Here is a 21,482-nt window from a genome sequence, read left to right on the forward strand (position 1 = left end):
GACTCAAGGCACCCCCACTTTTTTATTACACGTTTTCTGCCAATCGAATCACCGTATTTTTTTCTTCGATATCAAACCCTTCATCTTTCACTGGATAGGCTGCTGAAGTACCAATTTTTTCAGCAAAATCCATTTCGACATCTGGTCGATAGGAAGCTTCAACTTGTCGAACAAAGTGAAATTGCTCGATTTTTGCTTTTTTGCTTTCGTATTCTTCTTCGTTCAAATACATGACCACGTATTTCATCTTACGTGATACATAATGAACAAAACCAAAACGACGCAAATTTTTTAGTTGGCGTAGGCTGTAAACCCATACGATCAATCCTCGACGCTTTTGCATCGTAAAAGGCTCTTTATCCTCGTGCATGACAATTTCCTCCACAACTTGATTTTGATTGAAAAAAGGGACTCCCAGCGTCCACTTTGACAGAGGGAGAAAAACAAGTAGAGATCGCTACGGTCAGTTCATCCAGCAAACGCTGTAGTTGTGTTTCACTCCAGCGATACTCACTTACTTGTTCATTAAGATCCAACTGCCGCTTGGCTGTGCGCAACGCCCGTTTTTTTTCTTTGAAATCAGGCGCATACTCACCGTAAGCTTCAATTCTTTCAAAATCCAGCTTCTTTTCTAAAAACGATGACATCAATTCCTGAACAACAGGATCTTGATGCATAATTGTTTTCGCTTTTTGATAGGTTCTACACGTTTCACTTGCTTTGATCGCCATCACAAGTGAATCGATTTGATCTTCAATCTCGAAAAAGGCTTCATCGTAAATCATCTGACGTACTATCCTCGGTCCCTTCCACATCTTCTTGCACTAAGACTACCATATTTGCTTCAGAAAAAGCAATTCCTATCTTTTCTGATTGTTCATAGGTCAGACGTTCAGCAAATCTTGGGTTACTGAACCAAGACAAAATCGTAAAAGTCGGATCGTAAACAGGCGCTTCGAAGATCGAAGCAGATGCTTCCAATTCCTTATCCGCCAACAACTCTCGCCACTCGTCGTTCGTTAAAACAAAATTACTCGTTTTTTCTGAAGAAAGAGCGCGTTGATAAGAATGGATTCGTTGAGAAGTCAAATAGTCTGATAGATTATTCGTCAAATCAAATAAAAGTCCAGCTGCTTCTTGATGTGTTTGGGTATCCTGTGAGAAGCTTTCTAAGCCGATTTGCTGGCGAATTTTATCGATGATAACAAACGCCAGGGTCTCTTTTTCAAGGTTGGCTTGGGCTTGGTCAATTGTTTGCGAAACTTGAAACAGCGGTCGCTGTCCTTCCGTCAAGGGATAAGGTGCCAGTTTAAGTAGCGTGGTCTGATCCAAGTAAGTGACGGCTTGCAGTTGGGCAGTCTCCTGATCGAAGAACAAAACAGCAAAAGTCCCGTTGTCAAAAGCCACTAATGGACGATAGTTCATATCTTCTTCCATCAATTCGAAACTGATCGCACGATCATTTTGTGTCAAGGTAAAGTTAGGATAAATCATGGTCAACTCCGTCAAGTCAGTCAAGGTCATGCCCATCGTAAAAGGTGCCAGGGAAGAGCCCCCGGCGCCGATTACTTTGATTGCTTGCACACTTTCACCATCGGTATTGATCTCAACATACTGTTGATCGTCTAATTGATTGTAGACCCGAATTTCAAACTCGTAGCCCGAGCGATAGGTTTGAATGGGAAGACCGTAGACTTCTTCAAAATCCGAAACAGGCTCCCCAATCATTTCAGCTAATCCTTGGGCTGCGATCGGTTCGTAATTCATGGTTGTTGGCGCTTTGATTGGGTTTTCGATCGTCATTCTTGAATCTGAAGCGTTTTGCATGAATACTGGCTGCAAATACACGATTATTAGGGCCAGGACAAATAAGCCGCAAAACAATAATCCTCTCCGCTTCATCTGTGGATCGACTCCTTACTTCTCTTTGACTTCAATCAAAAGGTCTCCTGACTGAATTGGTTCACCATTGGTTACATACACATGTTCAACGACACCTGAGAAGCGAGCTTCGACAGAAGTTTCCATCTTCATTGCTTCCGTGACCATCAAGGTCTGTCCACGTGCCACTCGGTCGCCTTTTTTGACTAATACTTCTAAGACTGAGCCACTCATGGAAGCACCGATCTGTTCTTTATTTGTTGGCTCCGCTTTACGTTTTGTTTGAACAGAGCTGATGATAGAGTTGTCCTTAACGACGATTTCTCGACGTTGCCCGTTCAAGTTAAAGAAGAGGGTCCGGTTGCCTTCAATGTCTGCCTCACCGATCTCATCGAGACGAATAATCAAGATTTTGCCTTTTTCTAATTCAACATTGATCGTTTCACCTAAGCGCATGCCGTTAAAGAAAGTTGGCGTATCAAGGACTTTCACATCGGCAAACTGATCATAAGCTTTTCGATAGTCAAGGAAGACTTGCGGATACATCAAGTAGCTTAAGACTTCTTCATGTTTTGGTTCATAGCCGATTTTCTCCGCTAGTTCTTGCTTCACTTCAGCAAAATCAACTGGCTTCGCAAATGTTCCGGGACGTTCTGTAAAGGCTGGGCGTCCTTTTAAGATAATGCGTTGCAATTCTTTCGGGAAACCACCAACTGGCTGACCTAACTCGCCTTGGAAGAAGGTGATCACTGATTCTGGGAAGCTCAATGTATCGCCTTTTTCAAAAATATCTTTTTCTGACAAGCCATTTTGTACCATAAAGAGTGCCATGTCACCAACGACTTTCGAAGAAGGTGTCACTTTTACGATGTCTCCAAACATCATATTGACTTCATGATACATTTCTTTGATTTCATCCCATTTTTCGCCTAAACCAACGGCTTTGGCTTGCTGCTGGAGGTTGGTATATTGTCCCCCCGGCATTTCATGCTTGTACACTTCTGTTTGAGGTGCGTTCAAGCCATTTTCAAAGGAATGATAGTACATGCGGACATCTTCCCAGTAGTGGTTCAACTGTTGGATGTTGTCTACATTGATTTCTGGGAAGCGTTCGCCGTTCAATAGTGCATAATACAAACTACTCATACTTGGTTGACTCGTTGCTCCACTGACCGCTGACATAGCGACATCCACGATGTCAACACCGGCTTTAGTAGCTGCTGAGTAAGTAATGATCCCATTTCCACTGGTATCATGGGTATGCAGATGAATCGGCACATCGATCGTATCCTTTAGCTCACTGATCAAACGATAAGCTGCTTGCGGTTTTAATAATCCAGCCATATCCTTGATAGCAATGATATGGGCACCAAGGTTTTGCAATTCTTTCGCCATATCTTTGTAGTATTGTACTGAATATTTTTGACGGGTCGGATCATTGATATCCCCGGTATAACAAATCGTTGCTTCTGCGATTTTTCCTGTATCGCGAACGGCTTGAATACTTTTCTCCATTTGTGGAACCCAGTTCAAACTATCAAAGATTCGGAACACATCAATTCCTTGCGCTGCAGATTCTTTGATGAATTCTTCCAATACATTGTCTGGATAATTGGAATATCCCACAGCATTGGAGCCTCTAAACAACATTTGCAACAAGGTATTCGGCATTTTTTTCCGGAACATCCGCAATCTTTCCCATGGATCTTCTGTTAAGAAACGGTAGGCAACGTCGAACGTTGCTCCACCCCACATCTCACTTGAGAACAATTGCGGCAGGCCAGCTTCCGTCAACGCGGCAATTTTCTTAAAGTCATGGGTTCTTACACGAGTTGCCAACAAACTTTGATGGGCATCTCGGAAGGTTGTATCCGTCAGTAAGACATTCTTTTGTTGACCGATCCATTCAACGACACCCTCGGCACCTTTCGTATCTAAAATATTTTTGGCGCTGACGAAATCAGGTGTTGCTTGGATATGTTGTGGCATCCGTGGTTCATTGTAGAAAGGTTTCTTTTGTTTTTCGATTCCCGGGAACCCATTGATGGTGATTTCACCGATATACTTCATGGTTTTGTTTCCACGATCACGAATCCGAGGGAAATTGAATAGTTCCGGCGTATTGTCGATAAAGGTGGTTTTGGCTTCACCCGAACGAAAGGCTGGATGAGAAACGACATTTCGCATGAAGAGAATGTTTGTTTTTACCCCACGTACACGAAATTCTTTCAAACAGCGCATCATCTTTTGAATCGCTTGATCAAAGGTTGCCGCATGTGTACAGACTTTTACAAGCAGCGAGTCGAAATAAGGGGTTACCACCGCACCGGCATAAGCATTTCCAACATCCAAACGAACCCCAAATCCACCTGGAGAACGGTAGGTATCAATCTTACCAGTATCTGGCATAAAATTATTGGCTGGATCTTCCGTTGTCACCCGACATTGAATCGCAACCCCTTCGAAGCGAATATCTTTTTGTTCAGGAATCCCAATTTCTTTATGCAGATCCTTGCCTTGTGCAATTAGTATTTGTGTCGTCACGATATCTAAATTGGTGATCATTTCAGTGATCGTATGTTCCACTTGGACCCGAGGGTTTACTTCGATAAAGTAAAATTTATCGCCTTCAACTAAAAATTCCACTGTTCCGGCATTGATATAGCCAACATGCTTCATCAATTGAACGGCAGCTTGACAAATTTTTTCCCGTTGTTCAGTCGTCATTGACACACAAGGTGCCACTTCGACTACTTTTTGGTGACGGCGCTGAACAGAGCAGTCACGTTCAAATAGATGGACGACATTTCCGTGCGTATCCCCTAGAATTTGGACTTCAATATGTTTTGGATTACTAATATATTTTTCAACGTAAACTTCGTCACTACCAAATGCCGCTTTCGCTTCACTTTTGGCACGTTCGTAGCCATCACGTGCTTCTTTTTCATCATGAGCGACACGCATGCCTCGACCACCGCCGCCAAGAGCTGCTTTGATCATGATTGGATAGTCATGTTCGTCAGCGAATGCTAAAACGTCGTCAATCGATGCCACTGGACCGTCAGATCCGGGAATGGATTGAATTCCCGCATCGATCGCCGCTGCTTTTGCTTTGATCTTGTCGCCAAAAATATCTAAGTGGTGAGTGGATGGTCCGATGAAAATCAAACCTTCTTCTTCACAGCGCTGCGCAAAGCTCAGGTTTTCTGATAAAAAGCCGTACCCTGGATGAATCCCTTCGGCCCCGGCTTTTTTCGCTGTGCGAATAATATCTTCAATGTCTAAATACGCATCGATCGGTCGTTTGCCTTTCCCTACTAAATACGCTTCATCTGCTTTAAAGCGATGGACGGAGTATTCATCCTCCGCAGCATAAATACCGACTGTTTTGATTCCTAACTCCGCACATGCGCGGAAGACACGAATCGCGATTTCTCCACGATTGGCAACAAGAATTTTCTTCATCTAATCCACTCCATTCAATTGATCAATAATTCAAATAATATTGTTTCCTCTTTTCTTCGGCACTGATATTTAATACAAAACCAATACAAATCGACAGCATCAGCAAACTTGATCCTCCCTGACTTAGAAACGGAAATGTGATTCCCGTCAATGGGATCAAACCAGTGATCCCCCCTAAGTTGATAAAAATCTGGGACATAAATAGAGCCCCTATGCCGATACACATCATGGAATTAAAGGGATCTCTTGAACGAATACCGACAAGAAAGATCCGTCCCACCATATAGAACAAAACACCTAAAATGATGATCGATGGGATCAAGCCTAATTCTTCCATAACGATCGAAAATATATAATCGGTGTGCGCTTCGTTTAAGAAACCACGTTTTTGGATACTATTTCCAAGCCCGCGCCCGAACAGCCCACCGTTGAACATTGCGTAATACCCATTGACCATTTGATGACCAGTATCGTATTCATCAGCAAACGGGTTCAAAAAGGATGAAAAGCGACTGTAGACATACGCTGGCAAAAGCTTACCGCCGGTTAGATTCACAAATAGGACGATCAATGCGCTACCAACGATACCTGCCACGCCTAATATCAAGGTATACAGGTAATTCAGACCACTAGATAATAAAACGACAAAAGCCAGTAACATGACGATCACGGCATTCCCAAAGTCTGGGTAAAGGGCCATGATCCCGGTATAGACGAAAACGATTCCGATTGGGCGCCAAACCGTTTTCCAAAACTCCTGTTGAATGCCTTTTTGCCGATAAGATAGCGTCACAGATAAGAACCAAATAACAATAAACTTCAAGTACTCAGCTGGTTGAATGGAAAAACCAGCAATCGACAACCATCCTAGTGCCCCATTTCTTCTTGGAAAGAAGAAAGCAGCGATCAATAAGAATAAGATCACGATCATGGCGATCTGGACAAATTTTTTGTTCCGAAAAACATCCGTTTTCATTTTATACATGACAGTGATCGCTACTAGACTCAACAACCAAAAAATTGCTTGATTGATGACATAAGAAGCAGCTGTAGTTGGATTTGTAGCAGTCATCGCGACGTAGGACGTGGAGCTATAGACCATCATCAAACCCGTGACACACATAAAAATATACGGCAAGAGAATACTATAATCTAATAAATGTCTTTTCTTTACTTTTTCTGGCAAGTTTATGCCTCCTTGCCGATGTCAGGTGTCCGCTGGTCTTCATAGACCTCGCTGTACAATTGGTTCAAATCTTTTTCAAGATCCGCCATCAATTGTTGTCCTGTTTGATTATCGACGATCCCCAAGCGGATCGCAAATGCCACTTGCCGTGATAGACCATACATCTGAGTATCAACCACTTCTTCAAATGCTTTGCATTGTGCGATACATAAACTATTTTCTTGGTTTCGGATCAGCTTTTTGATTCGTTCTGCGTCATCTCTCAGCAGATCAAGCGCTTTTGTAGAATCGATTTGCTCCATTCCGGTCCCCCCATTTCTTCGTTTCACCATTATAGCATATTCTCCTCCGCTTTTGCATCCTTAGATTGCATAGAAATACGGAAATAACGAACTTTAATGAGCATATATTCTTAACGTTCGTTTTTTTAGGATAGAATGTCCTTTTTTCGTAATTTTTATTCGTTTTATCTTTGACTGCCTTCGACACTTTCGTGAAACAAACACACTTCGTGAAACACCGTTCGAAAAACGTCCTTTACAAAAATTTAAGAAAAGCTGTTCTATCAACTTTCCGAAAAAATAATCCTATTACTTTTTCCACAATTCATTTTAAAAAAAGAACAGGTCCAAAAGTCCCTGTTCTTCCACTTTGCATGAAAAGAAAATCCTTTACTGTGTTTCGTCGCCGATTTTGCCATCGCCATTGATGTCCTCATCGGAAAGACGTTCGACTTCTTTAATAAATCCTTCGCTCATTTCTTGATAGTTCTGCTCACCTACGACCGCATCATCAGGGATTTGATCAACATTTGCAAAAAATTCGATATGATTGTGTAGATTTTCAAAGCGCATAGGAGCATCTCCGCCATATTCACCATCAAGGTTGATCATTAAACGATTAACCTGTTCTGGCGCGTCTACTTCAAGAAAAGATGTCTTCGTATAAATCAGACGACGATCGTTGATGTGCTTGCCACCATTCATCATCAAAGCGACTAAATGGACGATCTCAAAAATATTGGCTGTTTTGACAATAATCAGTGAAAACTTCCCATCGTCAAGCTTAGCGTCAGGGGCAATCTGTTCAAATCCCCCTACAGAATTCGTTAGTCCTAAAAAGAACATTGAGGCTCCGCCAATGTATTCTCCGTCTTCATACTTTAGATGCATTTTGATTGGTTTGACGCGGGGCAGTAATTCGGCTCCTTTTGCTAGATAAGCTAAGTAGCCAAAAACACTTTTCAACTCAGAAGGAACATCATAGGTCAGTTCCGTTAAGTGTCCACCAGCAGCAATGTTGATAAAATACGTATTGGGTGTTTTTCCGACATCCATCTTCACCGTCTGCTGTTTTAAAATCACTTCCGCAGCTGCTTTGATATCGGTCCGAGGAATCTTTAGTGCACGTGCGTAGTCATTGGTGGTTCCTCCAGGAATAATCGCCATCTTCGGGCGTTTTTCTAATGGAGCGATTCCGTTGACGACTTCATTGATCGTACCATCGCCACCGGCCGCTACCACCAAATCAAAACCAGCTTCACCGGCTCTTCTTGCTTCATCACGGGCGGAAAATGGTGCAGCGGTCGTGGCAAACGCACTCGCCTCATAACCGCCTCTTTCCAAAACATCTAAAATGTCTGCTAAATTTTTTCGAATCAATTCTTTCCCAGATGTCGGGTTATAGATTACTCTTGCTCTTTTCATCGCTTGCCTCTTATCGCTTTGCTAGTTCTTCTTGCAACAGCTTGTTCACAACGCCTGGATTCGCTTGTCCTTTGGTTGCTTTCATGATTTGACCAACTAAGAAACCGACTGCACGGTCTTTTCCGTTTTTGAAGTCATCGACGGATTGTTGGTTGTTATCTAGTACTTCATTGATCATTGGTAGTAATTGCGCAGGATCTGATAATTGGATCAATCCTTTGGCTTTTACGACTTCTTCAGCGTCGCCGCCGTTTGTGATCAATTCTTTGAAGACTTTTTTCGCAATCTTCGAACTGATCGTGCCATCGGCGATCAAACGAATCATTCCCGCTAAATTATCTGGTGTCAATTTCGTTTCTGGCAGTTCCAATTTCTCACTGTTCAGATACGCTGAAACTTCACCCATCAGCCAGTTAGAAGCTTGTTTGGGATCCGCACCGGCATCAATGGTTTTTTCAAAGAAATCGGACATTTCTTTTGATAAAGTCAAGACCATTGCATCGTATTCTGGTAAGCCCAATTCAGAGATGTAACGAGCCCGGCGTTTTTGCGGCATTTCTGGCAAGCTTTGACGTACACGTTCAATCCATTCATCATCGATCACAAACCGTGGGATATCTGGTTCTGGGAAGTAACGATAATCAGAAGAACCTTCTTTGACACGCATCAATAATGTTTTGCTGGTTGCTTCATCAAAACGACGAGTTTCTTGTTGGATCTCGCCTCCAGAAAGCAATACTTTGGCTTGGCGTTTTTCTTCAAATGCCAGACCTTTTTTCACGAAGGACATAGAGTTTAAGTTTTTCAGTTCTGTTTTTGTTCCGAATTGTTCTTGGCCGTAAGGTCGCAACGAAATATTCGCATCGCAACGCATAGAACCTTCTTCCATTTTCACATCGGATACTTCTGTAAACAAGATGATTGAACGCAATGCTTCTAGATACGCATATGCTTCTTCTGGTGAACGCATATCCGCTTCGGAAACGATCTCGATCAACGGGGTTCCTTGACGATTTAGATCAACATAAGAATAACCGCCTTTGCCGTGCATGTTTTTCCCGGCATCTTCTTCCAAATGAACTCGCTCGATGCGGATTTTTTTCTTTTTACCTTCCACTTCGATCTCGATCCACCCATCATGACCGATCGGTTGATCGAATTGTGAAATTTGATAGGCTTTTGGATTATCAGGATAGAAATAGTTTTTGCGGTCGAAATGCGTTTCTTTTGAGATTTCACAATTCAACGCAAGCGCAGCTTTCATCCCAAATTCGATAGCCGCTTTGTTCATTACTGGTAAAACACCTGGATAGCCCCAGTCAATCACATTCGTGTTGCTATTTGGTTCAGCGCCAAAGTGAGCAGGTGCTGGAGAAAAAATCTTTGATTCTGTTTTTAATTCTACGTGGACTTCAAGCCCAATGACTGTTTCGAAGTTCATGCCTTATCCCCTCCTAAAATCACTGGTTTTTTCGTGTGGAAATCAGTTGCTTGTTCAAAGGCATAAGCCGCTTTATACATGGTTGCTTCATCAAAATGTTTCCCAATGATCTGCAAGCCGACAGGCAGTCCTTCAGAAAAACCTGCTGGAATCGACATCCCTGGCAGTCCTGCTAAATTCACAGGAATGGTTAAAATATCATTCAAGTACATAGTGATCGGATCATTGATATTTTCTCCAATACCAAATGCTACTGTTGGGGAAGCTGGGCCAATGATCAAGTCGTATTGACTGAAGACCTTATCGAAATCTTGTTTGATCAACGTTCGTACTTGACCGGCTTTTTTGAAGTAGGCATCGTAGTAGCCAGCACTTAGTGAAAACGTACCTAACATGATCCGACGTTTTACTTCTTCCCCGAATCCTTCACTGCGAGAATTAACATAGACATCTTCTAAATTGCTGACATTCTCTGAACGGAAACCGTAACGGATGCCGTCAAAACGTTGCAAATTAGAACTTGCTTCTGAAGAAGCGATGATATAGTAAACAGCTACCCCATATTTTGAATGTGGCAAGCTGACTTCTTCCACGGTCGCTCCTAACGCACGGAAAGTGTCTGCAGCTTTTAAGATCGCTTCTCGGACGCCCGCTTGAATTCCTTCGCCTAAGTATTCTTTTGGCAAAGCGACTTTCATGCCTTTGATATCACCAGTCAAACCTACTGTAAAATCAGGAACAGCTGCCCCGGCTGACGTACTATCTTTTGCATCAAACCCACTGATGGCATTTAATGCGATGGCATTGTCTTTCACCCCACGGGTCATTGGACCAATTTGATCTAACGAAGATGCAAACGCGATCAAACCAAAACGAGAAACCCGTCCGTATGTTGGCTTCAACCCGACGATCCCATTGAAAGCTGCTGGTTGGCGAATCGAACCACCCGTATCACTACCTAATGATAAAGGGACTTGTCCCGCTGCAACGGCAGCCGCCGAGCCACCTGATGAACCACCAGGTACTTTTGTCTCGTCCCAAGCGTTTTTTGTTTTCTTAAAGAACGACGTTTCCGTACTCGCCCCCATCGCAAATTCATCCATGTTTAACTTACCTACTGGAATCATGTCTGCTTGGTAAACTTTGTCCATGACGGTTGCATCGTAGATTGGGTCAAAGTTGCCTAAAATTTTAGAAGCAGCTGTTGTGCGTAGATCTTTGGTAACAATGTTATCTTTGATCCCAATGGGAATCCCTGCCAACACATTGCTTTCAGTGATACCTTTTTGATCGATAGCTTGCGCTAGCGCATGGGCTTTTTCTTCGTTCAATGCAAGAAACGCATCGACTTTTGGCTCTGTTTCTTTAATGCGAGCAAAGGTTTCCCTCGTTAGATCTGTCGCAGTAATTTCCTTTGACACTAATAAGCTATGCAATTCTTCTAAGCTTTTATTATATAGTTCAGTCATTAGGCACCCGCCTCCCCATTGTCAATGATTGCAGGCACTTTAATAAAGCCTTCTTCGGATTCTGGAACATTTTTCATTAATTCATCACGGTCCCAGCCACCTGTCGTTACATCTTCACGCATCACATTGATCGTTTCTGCGACATTCGATGTAAAGGGTACTCCTGTAGTATCCACTTCTTCAAGTGTTTCTACCATATCAATAATTTTTCCTAGCTGAGAGGTAAACTCATGTAATTCATCATCTGAGAATGAAAGTTTTGCTAGTTTGGCAACGTGTTTGACTTGTTCTTCGCTGATCGCCATAAAATCCTCCTCTTTCTCGCATCCGTAATCTACGTTTACGTTTTTCCAATGTATTGTATCATTTTTTTAACAAATCATGAAATAGAATTTTAAAATTATCAAATATAATTGCAAATAAAAGCAGAAATCATTTCTTTCCTCGTATTGCAGGGAAGAAATGATTTCAATTAGACAAGAAGAAACAACTGCTTCTCATCTGTGACAATACTTAACAGTTATTGATCTGCCGAATGACTGCCTTCGATCGCAGCCACCATTTGAGCTTCATCCCAAACGGTAACGCCTAGGGACTGTGCTTTGGTCAGTTTGCTGCCTGCTTCTTCCCCGGCAACAACGATATCGGTCTTTTTCGACACACTTCCGGTGACTTTTCCACCAAGGTTTTCAATTCTTTCTTTGGCTTCTTCGCGGGTGAAATGACTCAATTTCCCTGTCAAAACGACGGTTTTCTCTTTAAATGGCGACTCCACTTCTTCCAATTGATCCATTCTCAGCCCTAGATAAGCAAAGTTAACACCCGCTTTTTCAAGTTCATCTAAAAGGTCGTGAACTTCTTGATTGTCAAAATACGTAACGACACTTTCCGCAATTGTAGCACCAATGGTTTCCAACGAAATGATCTCTTCTTCTTTGGCTTTGCTAAGGGTTCGAAGGTCACCAAAATGTTCCGCTAAAATCCGAGCCGCTTTGGCACCAACATGACGGATGCCTAGTCCGAAAATCAAGCGCTCAACTGAATTTTCTTTGCTTTGATGGATGGCACGCAAAAGGTTATTAGCTGATTTCTCTTTGATTTTATCGAGGGTCAGCAATTGTTCTTCTGTTAAAAAGTACAAGTCGGCCACATCTTTGACTAATGATTTATCGAACATTTGCTCTAAAACACGTGGCCCTAAACCATCAATATTCATAGCATTTCGGGAAACAAAGTGGCTTAACCCCTCTTTGATCTGCGCTGGACACTTCGGATTGATACAACGCAAGGCAACTTCTTCATCTAAATGGATCAGCTCACTCCCGCATTCGGGACAATGTGTAGGCGATTCAAAGGGTTGACTTGCTTCCGTGCGTTTTTCTTCCAAAACTTTCGCAACCTCTGGAATAATGTCCCCCGCCTTATAGATGATGACCGAATCGCCAATGCGAATGTCCTTCATTTTAATGAAATCTACATTATGCAAACTGGCACGGCTGACCGTCGTTCCGGCAACCCGGACAGGGGTCATAACAGCGGTCGGTGTCACAACACCCGTTCTTCCCACGGTCCATTCGATCGTTTCGATCACTGTTTCCGCTTCTTCCGGTGGAAATTTATATGCCGCCGCCCATCGGGGTGCTTTTACGGTAAAGCCTAGCGCATCTTGATCTTTAAAATTATTGACTTTGATGACAACACCATCTATCTCGTAAGGAAGCTCACTGCGCTTGTCATGAAACTCTTCGATATATGCCCACACCTCATCGATGGTGTGGCACACTCTGCGTTCGTGATTTGTACGAAAGCCTAATTGATCTAATTCATTCAATGCCGAAAATTGATCATTGGCTTCAATCGGACCAAAATCAGCCAGTGTGTACAAGAAGGTGCTTAAGTTTCTTTGGGCTGCGATTCGTGTGTCTAATTGTCGCAAGCTTCCAGCAGCTGCGTTTCTCGGATTGGCGAAAACTTCCACCCCTTCTTCTTCTCGCTGTTGATTCAACTTCAAAAACGAAGCCTTTGGCATATAGCATTCGCCACGAACTTCCAACGAGATTGGTTCTTTTAATTTTAGTGGGATCGATTTGACGGTCTTTAGGTTTTCTGTAATGTTTTCACCTACCGTACCATCCCCTCGAGTTGCTCCCCGAACAAAGCGCCCTTCTTCATATTTTAATGAGATAGACAATCCATCGATTTTTAGCTCGCAGACATAATCTACCGCTTTCCCCAATGCTTTTTGAACACGGGCATCAAAAGCCACGATTCCTTCTTTATCAAACACATCGTTCAAACTATAAAGTGGGATATCATGGGTGACTTTTTCAAAGCCAGGTAAAATGATGCCACCTACTCGTTGGGTGGGCGAGTCTTCGGTTACTAGCTGCGGGTAGTTGGTTTCAATTTCAACCAGTTCTGCATACAGCTGATCATAGAGATAATCTTCAACAGAAGGTTGATCTTTTACATAGTATTCGTAGGCGTACTGATTTAATTGCGTACGTAGCTCTTCTGCTCGTGATTGGATTTCTTTTGAAGGGACATCCATCCTAATATCCTCCTTATTTTTCAACTTTTTCAATCGGCGCAAAGGCCGCCAACAGTCGTTTGACGCCTTGTTGTGGGAATGCCACATCTAATTCGATGTCTTGCGCGCTGCCAGTCGTCCGAACGACCGTACCGATTCCCCATTTTTTATGTTGAACTTTCTCGCCAACTTGCCATGTATTCCCCGCTGCAGAGGTCTGTTGCTTAGAAGCGACGGTCGTTTGACGCGGCTGTGTATAGCTCGGTTTAAAGACTTTTGGTTGAAACGGTGCAGCAGCTTTAGGCTGTGAACGCTCGCCTAATGATTGCAGCAGATCTTGTTCGATTTCTTCGATAAACCGTGACGGACGATTGTATTGGGTACGGCCGTATAATGTTCTGGAAAAAGCGTTGGTCATAAAGAGCTCTTCCTCGGCACGAGTGATCCCCACATAAGCAAGGCGCCGCTCTTCTTCGAGTTCGCTTTCTTCCATTAAAGCTCGAGAAAGCGGGAAGATATTTTCTTCCAACCCAATTAAGAATACCACTGGAAACTCTAGGCCTTTTGCCGCATGCAAGGTCATCAAAGTCACTTGACTACTTTCTTCTTCATAACTATCGACGTCTGACAATAAAGCTAAGTCATTTAAGAAAACACTCAACTTCTCATCTGGTGCATCTGCATCGTCTTCGTTTTGCGCCTCAAACCGTTTGTCGAATTCTTGGGTAACCGATAAAAATTCTTCCAGGTTTTCAAGTCTAGCTTGTGCTTCTAAATTATTTTGGTTGACTAACTCTTGACGATAACCCGTTTTTTCTAATATTTCTTTCGTCAGTTCAGTTACTGAGAGGTAAGGAACCATTTGGGCGAAGCCATCCATCATCATCCCAAAGCTTCCTAATTCTTTGCCGGCCTTCCCCGAAATATTCGCCAACTCGACGTTCATGGCTGCTTCTAACAATGACCATTCATGAAGATTCGCAAACGCTCGTAGTTTCTCGACGGATGTCGCACCGATCCCACGTTTTGGTACATTGATGATACGCTCTAAGCTGATGGAATCTCGTGGATTGGCGATCGCCGATAAATAAGCCAAAATATCACGGATTTCTTTGCGGTCATAGAACTTTCTGCCGCCGACCATCGTATAAGGAACGTTGGCTTTTAAAAGCATTTCTTCAATGATCCGTGACTGGGCGTTGGTCCGATACAAAATCGCAAAATCACCGAATTTACGGTTCTTTTCTGCAATTTGTTTCTGCATTTCACTGACGATAAATCGCGCTTCATCTCGTTCACTATCCCCGCGATAATAAGTGATCTTTTCCCCATCACGATTTTCTGTCCACAGATTTTTATCTGGACGGTTGCGGTTATTTTTGATTACTTGGTTTGCCGCATTTAAAATCGTTTGCGTTGAACGATAGTTTTGCTCTAACAAAATCGTCGCGGCATCTGGATAGTCCTTTTCAAAGTCTAAAATATTTTGCATGTTGGCACCACGCCAACCGTAAATACTTTGGTCCGCATCCCCTACAACACAAAGATTTCGAAAACGAGCGGCCAATAAATTGACCAGCGTGTATTGGGCGTGGTTGGTATCTTGGTATTCATCGACATGGATATAGTGGAATTTCCGTTGGTAAAATTGCAGCGCATCTTCATTGTCTTGGAAGAGGCGGATCGTATTCATGATTAAATCATCGAAGTCCATGCATTGATTATTGCGCAGCTCTTTTTGATATTTTTCATAACAACGACCTACGATCTGCTCAAATAGACTACCTTCCATGGCTTGGTAAGCTTCAGGTGTCAATAGCTCGTTCTTTGCATGAGAGATCGTTCCCAAAATGGAACGAGGATCATATTTTTTGGGATCGATATTCAATTCTTTTAATACCCGTTTCATCAGGGTATTTTGCTCAGAAGAGTCAATGATGGTAAAATTCTTCGAATAACCGATTCGATCAACATCTCTGCGCAAGATTCTGACACACATCGAGTGGAAGGTCGAGACCCAAACGTCTTCTCCACCGGAACCTAATAATTGGCTGACCCGTTCCTTCATTTCCCGCGCCGCTTTATTGGTAAAAGTGATGGCTAAAATGTTCCATGGATTTACATTTTTTTCTTCTATTAAATAGGCGATTCGGTGGGTTAGGACACGGGTCTTCCCGCTTCCTGCCCCTGCCATCAGCAGCAACGGTCCTTCCGTATGCATAACGGCTTCTTTTTGCCGTGGATTCATGCGTTCAAGTAATTCACTTTTGGATGACATGATTTTAAACATCCTTTCTTTCTCAATCTTCTCAATTATAGCATTATCCGGGAAAGGGGAAAACCGAACGCTTTGAAAACTTTTAATTAAAAGCGCTTTGATTTTTTTCCTTACGATGCCTTCCGTTTTGAAAGAAAAAAGTCAGTCCATATTTGTTTACATAATAAAGAGGCTGTAAACTTACCAGCCTCTTTATTAGTTTTATTAATGAAAATCAGCTAAAATATTTCTCCACTAGCTTTTCATTCACATAGATCGATACTTGTCCATCATTGACCGGGAAAAGTCCTTTTCCGGTATCATCTAAAACCACTTTCGCTTCATTATTCTTTAAAATATCCACGAAGGTCTCTCCACCATGGATCGCGCTGATGGTCATTTCTTTTTCCGCACCTTGGGCATTGGTCATCACGACCGCTAATCCAGAAAGCTCATGTTCATAATCGCCAGTTAATACCCAGCCGATACAGTTAGGATCATCAAAATAGTCCACTTGATTCCCAAATGCAAGCTTCTCTCGAAGTTTCAGCATATGGACCAGCGCATCCCCGACAGGGGCGATTTCTTGCGCGGGAATCCCAAATAAATCCCCCCAGAAAACTACTGGTACGCCAGCTTTACGTAAAAGGATCAATGAATAGGCATGGACTTTGAACCATCCGTCTATCCAAGATTGTAAACTTTGCCCAACCTGCGTGTCATGATTATCCACAAAAGTCACTGCATAATCTTCGCGAGCGGCGGTCAACGTACCTGCAAAAATTTGGCTCATATCGTATTCGCCATTTGAGTGAGATGCTTCATATAAATTGTAGTGCAATGGCACATCAAATAAATAAATCAAATTTCCTGAAGAATCCAAATACTCTTCTAATTTTGGCAGATCCCCTGACCAATATTCTCCGACAACAAATAGTGGTTTGCCTTTTTCCTCGCGTCGGTTTAAGATCCAATCCGCGTAATAGTTGAACTCAATGTGTTTCACCGCATCTAGTCGATACCCATCAACGCCGGTCAGTTCTTGGTACCATTGGCCCCATTTATTGAGTTGTTCCACTGTTTCGGGATTTTCCATGTCCAAGTCACAACCCATTAAATAGTCGTAATTGCCCATCTCATCATCCACTTGGTTTTCCCAGCCCTTATCAGCGAAGTTAAAAATCCCGTGGTCTTTGTTGCGGTCATCATAATCGACACCAGAAAAATTATGCCACGTCCAAACGTAATCATTGTACGTCCCCTGACGTCCTGGGAAGGTGAACTTGGTCCAGGCTTCGATTTCTTCCTCATCACTGATCGGTTCATTCCGGTTTTCGGTATTGTATTTGACCGCCGGAACGACTTCTTTTTCATCGGCACCAATCAAGTGATTGAAGACGATGTCGGCATAAACCTCTACTCCTTGTTCTTGCAGTGCTTTGATAGCTTCTAGATATTCATCCTTTGTCCCATATTTTGTTGGCACCGACCCTTTTTGATCGAACTCGCCTAGATCATAATAATCATAGACACCATACCCAACGTCTTCGGACCCAGCTGTCCCTTTATAGGCAGGCGGCAGCCAAATTGCGGTAAATCCATACTCTTTGATTTCTTTACTCATTTCTTTCAATTTGTTCCAATGCTGGCTATCTGCCGGCAGGTCCCATTCGAACCCTTGTAAAATGACTTTGTTATTCATTTATTTATCCCCCCTTACTTCAATTAAGCCAAATAATAGTAAAAATTGTCAAATATAAGGATAGCGATCAAATCAAAATGACGGTTATCATGACCGTTTATGACCGATTATAATTATTCACGCTTACATTTTGAATGTTTTTTACTGTTTATGATTGAATTTGGATGAATCATATGGTATCATGGCAAGTGAAGAGGTGATGAAAATGCTTACAGAGGAGCGTCATCAAGCAATTTTGGCACGATTGGAACAAGAAGAGATCGTCAAGGTCAGCGAACTGATTCAACTGTTGGATGCTTCAGAATCAACGATCCGTAGAGACTTGCAAGAATTGGAAGACAAAGGATTTTTAGTCAGAATTCACGGTGGAGCCAAGAAAAGCCAGCAATTAGGCTTCGAACCAAACATGTCAGAAAAAACGGCGAAGTTTCAAACGGAAAAGCAAAAAATAGCAAAAGCAGCTGCCCAGACGATCAAAAATGGTGAAGTCATTTACTTAGATGCTGGAACAACGACCCTCGAAATGATTCCTTTCCTATCGGCTATCACAAGCCTTAAGGTGGTCACAAACTCCGTCAAGCACGCTTCCCTACTGATTGATCACGGGATCGACACCATGATTTTAGGGGGAACCATTAAGATAGCTACGAACGCTGTGTTAGGGATCAATGCTGGAGAACAACTGCGAAAACTACGCTTTAATCGTTGTTTTATGGGCATGAACGGGGCTCACTCTGAGGCTGGGTTCACCACACCCGATCCTGAAGAAGCCCTGATCAAGCAGATTGCATTAGAGCACAGTCAACAAGCCTATGTCTTGCTAGACCATTCCAAGTTTCAGCAAACAACTTTTGCTCAAGTTGCCTTTATCGAAGGGGCTACGATCATCACCGATTATTGCCCAAAAAACTATCTAACGAAATTCAGAGCAAAAACAACCATTATGGAGGTAATACAATGATTTACACAGTAACACTCAATCCATCGATCGATTTTATCGTCCACGTCGATCATTTGGAGATCGGCGCCCTTAATCGAATGAAACAGGACTTTAAACTACCTGGTGGCAAAGGAATCAATGTCTCACGGATTTTGAAGCGAATTGGCATCTCCTCGACTGCCCTTGGTTTTGTTGGCGGATTTACTGGTCGTTTTATTGAAGAGTGGCTGACTAAAGAGGAAATCAACAGCAACTTTACACAAGTCGCTGCCGATACCCGAATCAATATCAAATTAAAATCTGGCGAAGAAACTGAGATCAACGGGCTTGGTCCAGTGATCAGTGACAAGGAAATCGGAGAACTAAAACAACAACTAGCCGCTCTTTCTGCCGAAGACATCGTCATCCTATCAGGAAGTAAACCAGCTGGTCTTCCAGCCGACTTTTATAAAGAATTGATCAAAATCGTTAAAGAAGCCGGTGCGGAATTTGTCATAGATACGACCGGTGCGGAACTTTTTGATGCTTTAACGGATCAACCTTTGTTGATCAAACCAAATAATCATGAATTAGCCGAACTATATGAAACTTCTTTTTCAACAATCGAAGATATTTTGCCTTATGGTCAAAAAATGTTAAAGGATGGTGCTAAAAATGTCATCGTCTCTCTAGGTGGTGATGGTGCCCTGCTCTTTACTGGCAATGAGATCTATCGCTCCAATGTGTTGAAACGACCTTTGAAAAATTCAGTTGGTGCTGGAGATTCCATGATTGCTGGATTCATTGGACGTTACACGAAGACCAAAGATGTGGTTGACGCATTCAAATGGGGTGTCGCTTGTGGCAGTGCTACTGCTTTTTCTGATGATTTAGCTGAGGCGTCATTTATCGAAGAACTACTACCGGAAGTCATTATTGAACAAGTAAATTTATAGGAGGATGGAAAAAATGAAAATCAACGAGTTGATGCTGAAAGATGCCATGATCATGGACTTGCAAGCAACAGACAAAAAAGGTGCCATTGATGAAATGGTCGCAAAATTATATGCTGTCGGACGAATTTCAGATATCGAAGTCTACAAAGAAGGAATTCTTGCCCGAGAAGCCCAAACGTCAACAGGGCTAGGTGACGGCATCGCAATGCCCCATGCCAAAAATAGTGCGGTCAAAGAAGCGACGGTCTTATTCGCAAAAAGCAATGCGGGTGTCGACTATGAGGCGTTAGATGGACAACCAACGTACCTCTTCTTTATGATTGCAGCACCAGAAGGAGCAAATGATACTCATTTACAAGCATTAGCAGCTCTCTCTCGCTTATTGATCGATCCAGATTTCGTTGCTAAATTAAAAACAGCGACAACTGCTGATCAAGTACAGCAACTTTTCTCAGAAGCTGAGGCACAGCAAGAAGCCGATGCTTTAGCAGAAGAAGCGGCAAACCAAGAAGCAGCACCTACTAGCGAACGTCCCTATATCGTCGCAGTTACAGCTTGCCCAACAGGGATCGCTCATACCTACATGGCAGAAGATGCTTTGAAAAAGAAAGCCAAAGAACTTGGCGTTGACATCAAAGTTGAAACAAATGGTTCAGAAGGAATCAAAAATCGTTTAACAGAAGCTGATATCGCCCGAGCTACTGGTGTGATCGTAGCTGCCGATAAAAAAGTTGAAATGGATCGCTTTGACGGCAAACATTTAGTAAACCGTCCAGTCAGCGATGGTATCCGTAAAACCGAGCAATTAATCAATGAAGCAATGAGCGGAACTGCTCCTGTTTTTCATGGTAGCGGCCAAGCTTCTGATAAAGAGGACGCTTCTGCTGATGGTTCAGTCGGTCAACGAATCTATAAAGATTTGATGAATGGTGTTTCTCACATGCTACCATTTGTTATTGCCGGTGGAATCATGATCGCTATTTCCTTCATGGTTGACCAGTTCATGGGTGTCCCTCAAGATGCCTTGAGTCAATTAGGAAACTACAACCAAGCAGCTTCTTGGTTCAATCAAATCGGTAGCGCGGCATTTGGTTTTATGCTACCTGTCTTAGCTGGATTTATCGCTTCAAGTATCAGTGACCGACCTGGATTGATCGTCGGTTTCGCAGCAGGTGCTTTAGCAAATACAGGTGGTGCTGGTTTCTTAGGTGCCTTGATCGGCGGTTTCCTAGCTGGTTACGTCATCAAGTTCTTACGTTCATTATTCAAAGGCTTACCAAAATCATTAGAAGGAATCAAAACGATCCTCTTCTACCCTGTTTTCGGTCTTTTGATCACTGGTTTCTTGATGTTATTGATCAACGTGCCAATGAAAGCCATCAACGATGGTTTAAACAGCTTCCTGACCGGCTTAAGTGGCACAAATGCTGCTTTGCTTGGTGCGTTGCTAGCAGCGATGATGGCAGCCGATCTAGGTGGCCCAATCAACAAAGCCGCTTATGTTTTCGGTACTGCAACATTGGCAACCACCGTTGCTGAAGGTGGTAGCGTCGTGATGGCATCAGTCATGGCCGGCGGAATGGTTCCTCCATTGGCAATTTTTGTCGCAACACTATTGTTCAAAAACAAATTCACGAAAGACCAAAAAGAAGCAGGTTTGACAAATATCGTCATGGGGCTATCCTTCGTCACTGAAGGTGCGATCCCATTTGCAGCAGCAGATCCACTACGGGCGATCCCAAGCTTTATCGTCGGTTCTGCACTGACTGGTGCGCTTGTCGGTGCCTTTGATATCCAATTAATGGCCCCACACGGTGGGATCTTCGTTGTCCTATTATTATCTAAACCAATTTTGTTCTTGCTATTCATCTTGATCGGTGCAATCGTTTCTGGCGTCGTATTCGGTTTGTTGAAAAAAGCGCCTGAGCAAACAGCCTAATTGAAAAGACCCGCAAGATCCTGGTGATCTT

The 21,482-nt window shown here is 42.9% G+C and carries 16 protein-coding genes; 3 read left to right on the top strand and 13 right to left on the bottom strand.

Translation table 11 applies throughout. The features are described 5' to 3' along the window. Positions 1-25 precede the first annotated feature (25 nt). The 13 genes from IAE45_RS01315 to IAE45_RS01375 form a co-directional block, all read right to left on the bottom strand. Positions 26-370, bottom strand: coding sequence for a YlbG family protein (locus IAE45_RS01315; protein ID WP_200124611.1), 345 nt, complete (start codon positions 368-370; stop codon positions 26-28). Continuing rightward, positions 357-785: a YlbF family regulator gene (locus IAE45_RS01320; protein ID WP_200124613.1), complete on the bottom strand. Its 429-nt coding sequence runs from the start codon at positions 783-785 to the stop codon at positions 357-359. The genes IAE45_RS01315 and IAE45_RS01320 overlap by 14 nt, the downstream gene beginning before the upstream one ends. Next, positions 772-1,902 (bottom strand): CAP-associated domain-containing protein, encoded by a 1,131-nt coding sequence (locus IAE45_RS01325; RefSeq protein WP_077454536.1) that lies wholly within the window; start codon positions 1,900-1,902, stop codon positions 772-774. Before IAE45_RS01325 ends, IAE45_RS01320 begins: the two co-directional genes overlap by 14 nt. A 15-nt stretch (positions 1,903-1,917) precedes the next feature. Beyond that, entirely contained in the window at positions 1,918-5,346 is a 3,429-nt protein-coding gene (locus IAE45_RS01330) for a pyruvate carboxylase (RefSeq protein WP_200124615.1), read from the bottom strand. 22 nt (positions 5,347-5,368) lie between these two features. Continuing rightward, positions 5,369-6,532 carry an FtsW/RodA/SpoVE family cell cycle protein gene (locus IAE45_RS01335; RefSeq protein WP_077454538.1) on the bottom strand — a complete coding sequence of 388 codons (1,164 nt, stop codon included), beginning with the start codon at positions 6,530-6,532 and terminating at the stop codon, positions 5,369-5,371. Between the two features lie 2 nt (positions 6,533-6,534). After that, positions 6,535-6,834 (bottom strand): YlaN family protein, encoded by a 300-nt coding sequence (locus tag IAE45_RS01340; protein WP_010748186.1) that lies wholly within the window; start codon positions 6,832-6,834, stop codon positions 6,535-6,537. Positions 6,835-7,203: 369 nt separating this feature from the next. Further along, the gene (locus IAE45_RS01345; RefSeq protein ID WP_081118589.1) at positions 7,204-8,238 is read right to left on the bottom strand and encodes a diacylglycerol kinase; all 1,035 of its coding nucleotides are present in this window, start codon (positions 8,236-8,238) and stop codon (positions 7,204-7,206) included. A gap of 10 nt (positions 8,239-8,248) precedes the next feature. After that, the gene (gatB, locus tag IAE45_RS01350) at positions 8,249-9,679 is read right to left on the bottom strand and encodes an Asp-tRNA(Asn)/Glu-tRNA(Gln) amidotransferase subunit GatB (protein WP_005225979.1); all 1,431 of its coding nucleotides are present in this window, start codon (positions 9,677-9,679) and stop codon (positions 8,249-8,251) included. Further along, complete coding sequence (gatA, locus tag IAE45_RS01355; RefSeq protein WP_200124617.1) at positions 9,676-11,148, bottom strand: Asp-tRNA(Asn)/Glu-tRNA(Gln) amidotransferase subunit GatA; 1,473 nt, start codon at positions 11,146-11,148, stop codon at positions 9,676-9,678. The genes gatB and gatA overlap by 4 nt, the downstream gene beginning before the upstream one ends. Beyond that, positions 11,148-11,453: an Asp-tRNA(Asn)/Glu-tRNA(Gln) amidotransferase subunit GatC gene (gatC, locus tag IAE45_RS01360; protein ID WP_005225977.1), complete on the bottom strand. Its 306-nt coding sequence runs from the start codon at positions 11,451-11,453 to the stop codon at positions 11,148-11,150. Before gatC ends, gatA begins: the two co-directional genes overlap by 1 nt. Positions 11,454-11,668: 215 nt before the next feature. Next, positions 11,669-13,699 (bottom strand): NAD-dependent DNA ligase LigA, encoded by a 2,031-nt coding sequence (gene ligA, locus IAE45_RS01365; protein WP_200124619.1) that lies wholly within the window; start codon positions 13,697-13,699, stop codon positions 11,669-11,671. A gap of 13 nt (positions 13,700-13,712) precedes the next feature. Next, positions 13,713-15,956 (bottom strand): DNA helicase PcrA, encoded by a 2,244-nt coding sequence (gene pcrA, locus IAE45_RS01370; protein WP_200124621.1) that lies wholly within the window; start codon positions 15,954-15,956, stop codon positions 13,713-13,715. 214 nt (positions 15,957-16,170) lie between these two features. Then, positions 16,171-17,637, bottom strand: coding sequence for an alpha-amylase (locus IAE45_RS01375; protein WP_081118593.1), 1,467 nt, complete (start codon positions 17,635-17,637; stop codon positions 16,171-16,173). Positions 17,638-17,842: 205 nt separating this feature from the next. Here IAE45_RS01375 and IAE45_RS01380 point away from each other — a divergent pair, with 205 nt between their 5' ends. From IAE45_RS01380 to IAE45_RS01390, 3 genes are read left to right on the top strand one after another with little or no spacing between them, the layout of a single operon-like run. Then, positions 17,843-18,598 carry a DeoR/GlpR family DNA-binding transcription regulator gene (locus IAE45_RS01380; RefSeq protein WP_086292307.1) on the top strand — a complete coding sequence of 252 codons (756 nt, stop codon included), beginning with the start codon at positions 17,843-17,845 and terminating at the stop codon, positions 18,596-18,598. Beyond that, on the top strand, positions 18,595-19,512 hold the full coding sequence (gene pfkB, locus IAE45_RS01385) for a 1-phosphofructokinase (RefSeq protein ID WP_200124623.1): 918 nt from the start codon (positions 18,595-18,597) through the stop codon (positions 19,510-19,512). Before IAE45_RS01380 ends, pfkB begins: the two co-directional genes overlap by 4 nt. Positions 19,513-19,525: 13 nt before the next feature. Continuing rightward, positions 19,526-21,451, top strand: coding sequence for a PTS fructose transporter subunit IIABC (locus IAE45_RS01390; RefSeq protein WP_086292305.1), 1,926 nt, complete (start codon positions 19,526-19,528; stop codon positions 21,449-21,451). Positions 21,452-21,482: the final 31 nt, after the last annotated feature.

The organism is Enterococcus sp. S53 (genome assembly GCF_016516865.1).
In the GTDB taxonomy this organism is placed as follows: domain Bacteria; phylum Bacillota; class Bacilli; order Lactobacillales; family Enterococcaceae; genus Enterococcus_D; species Enterococcus_D innesii.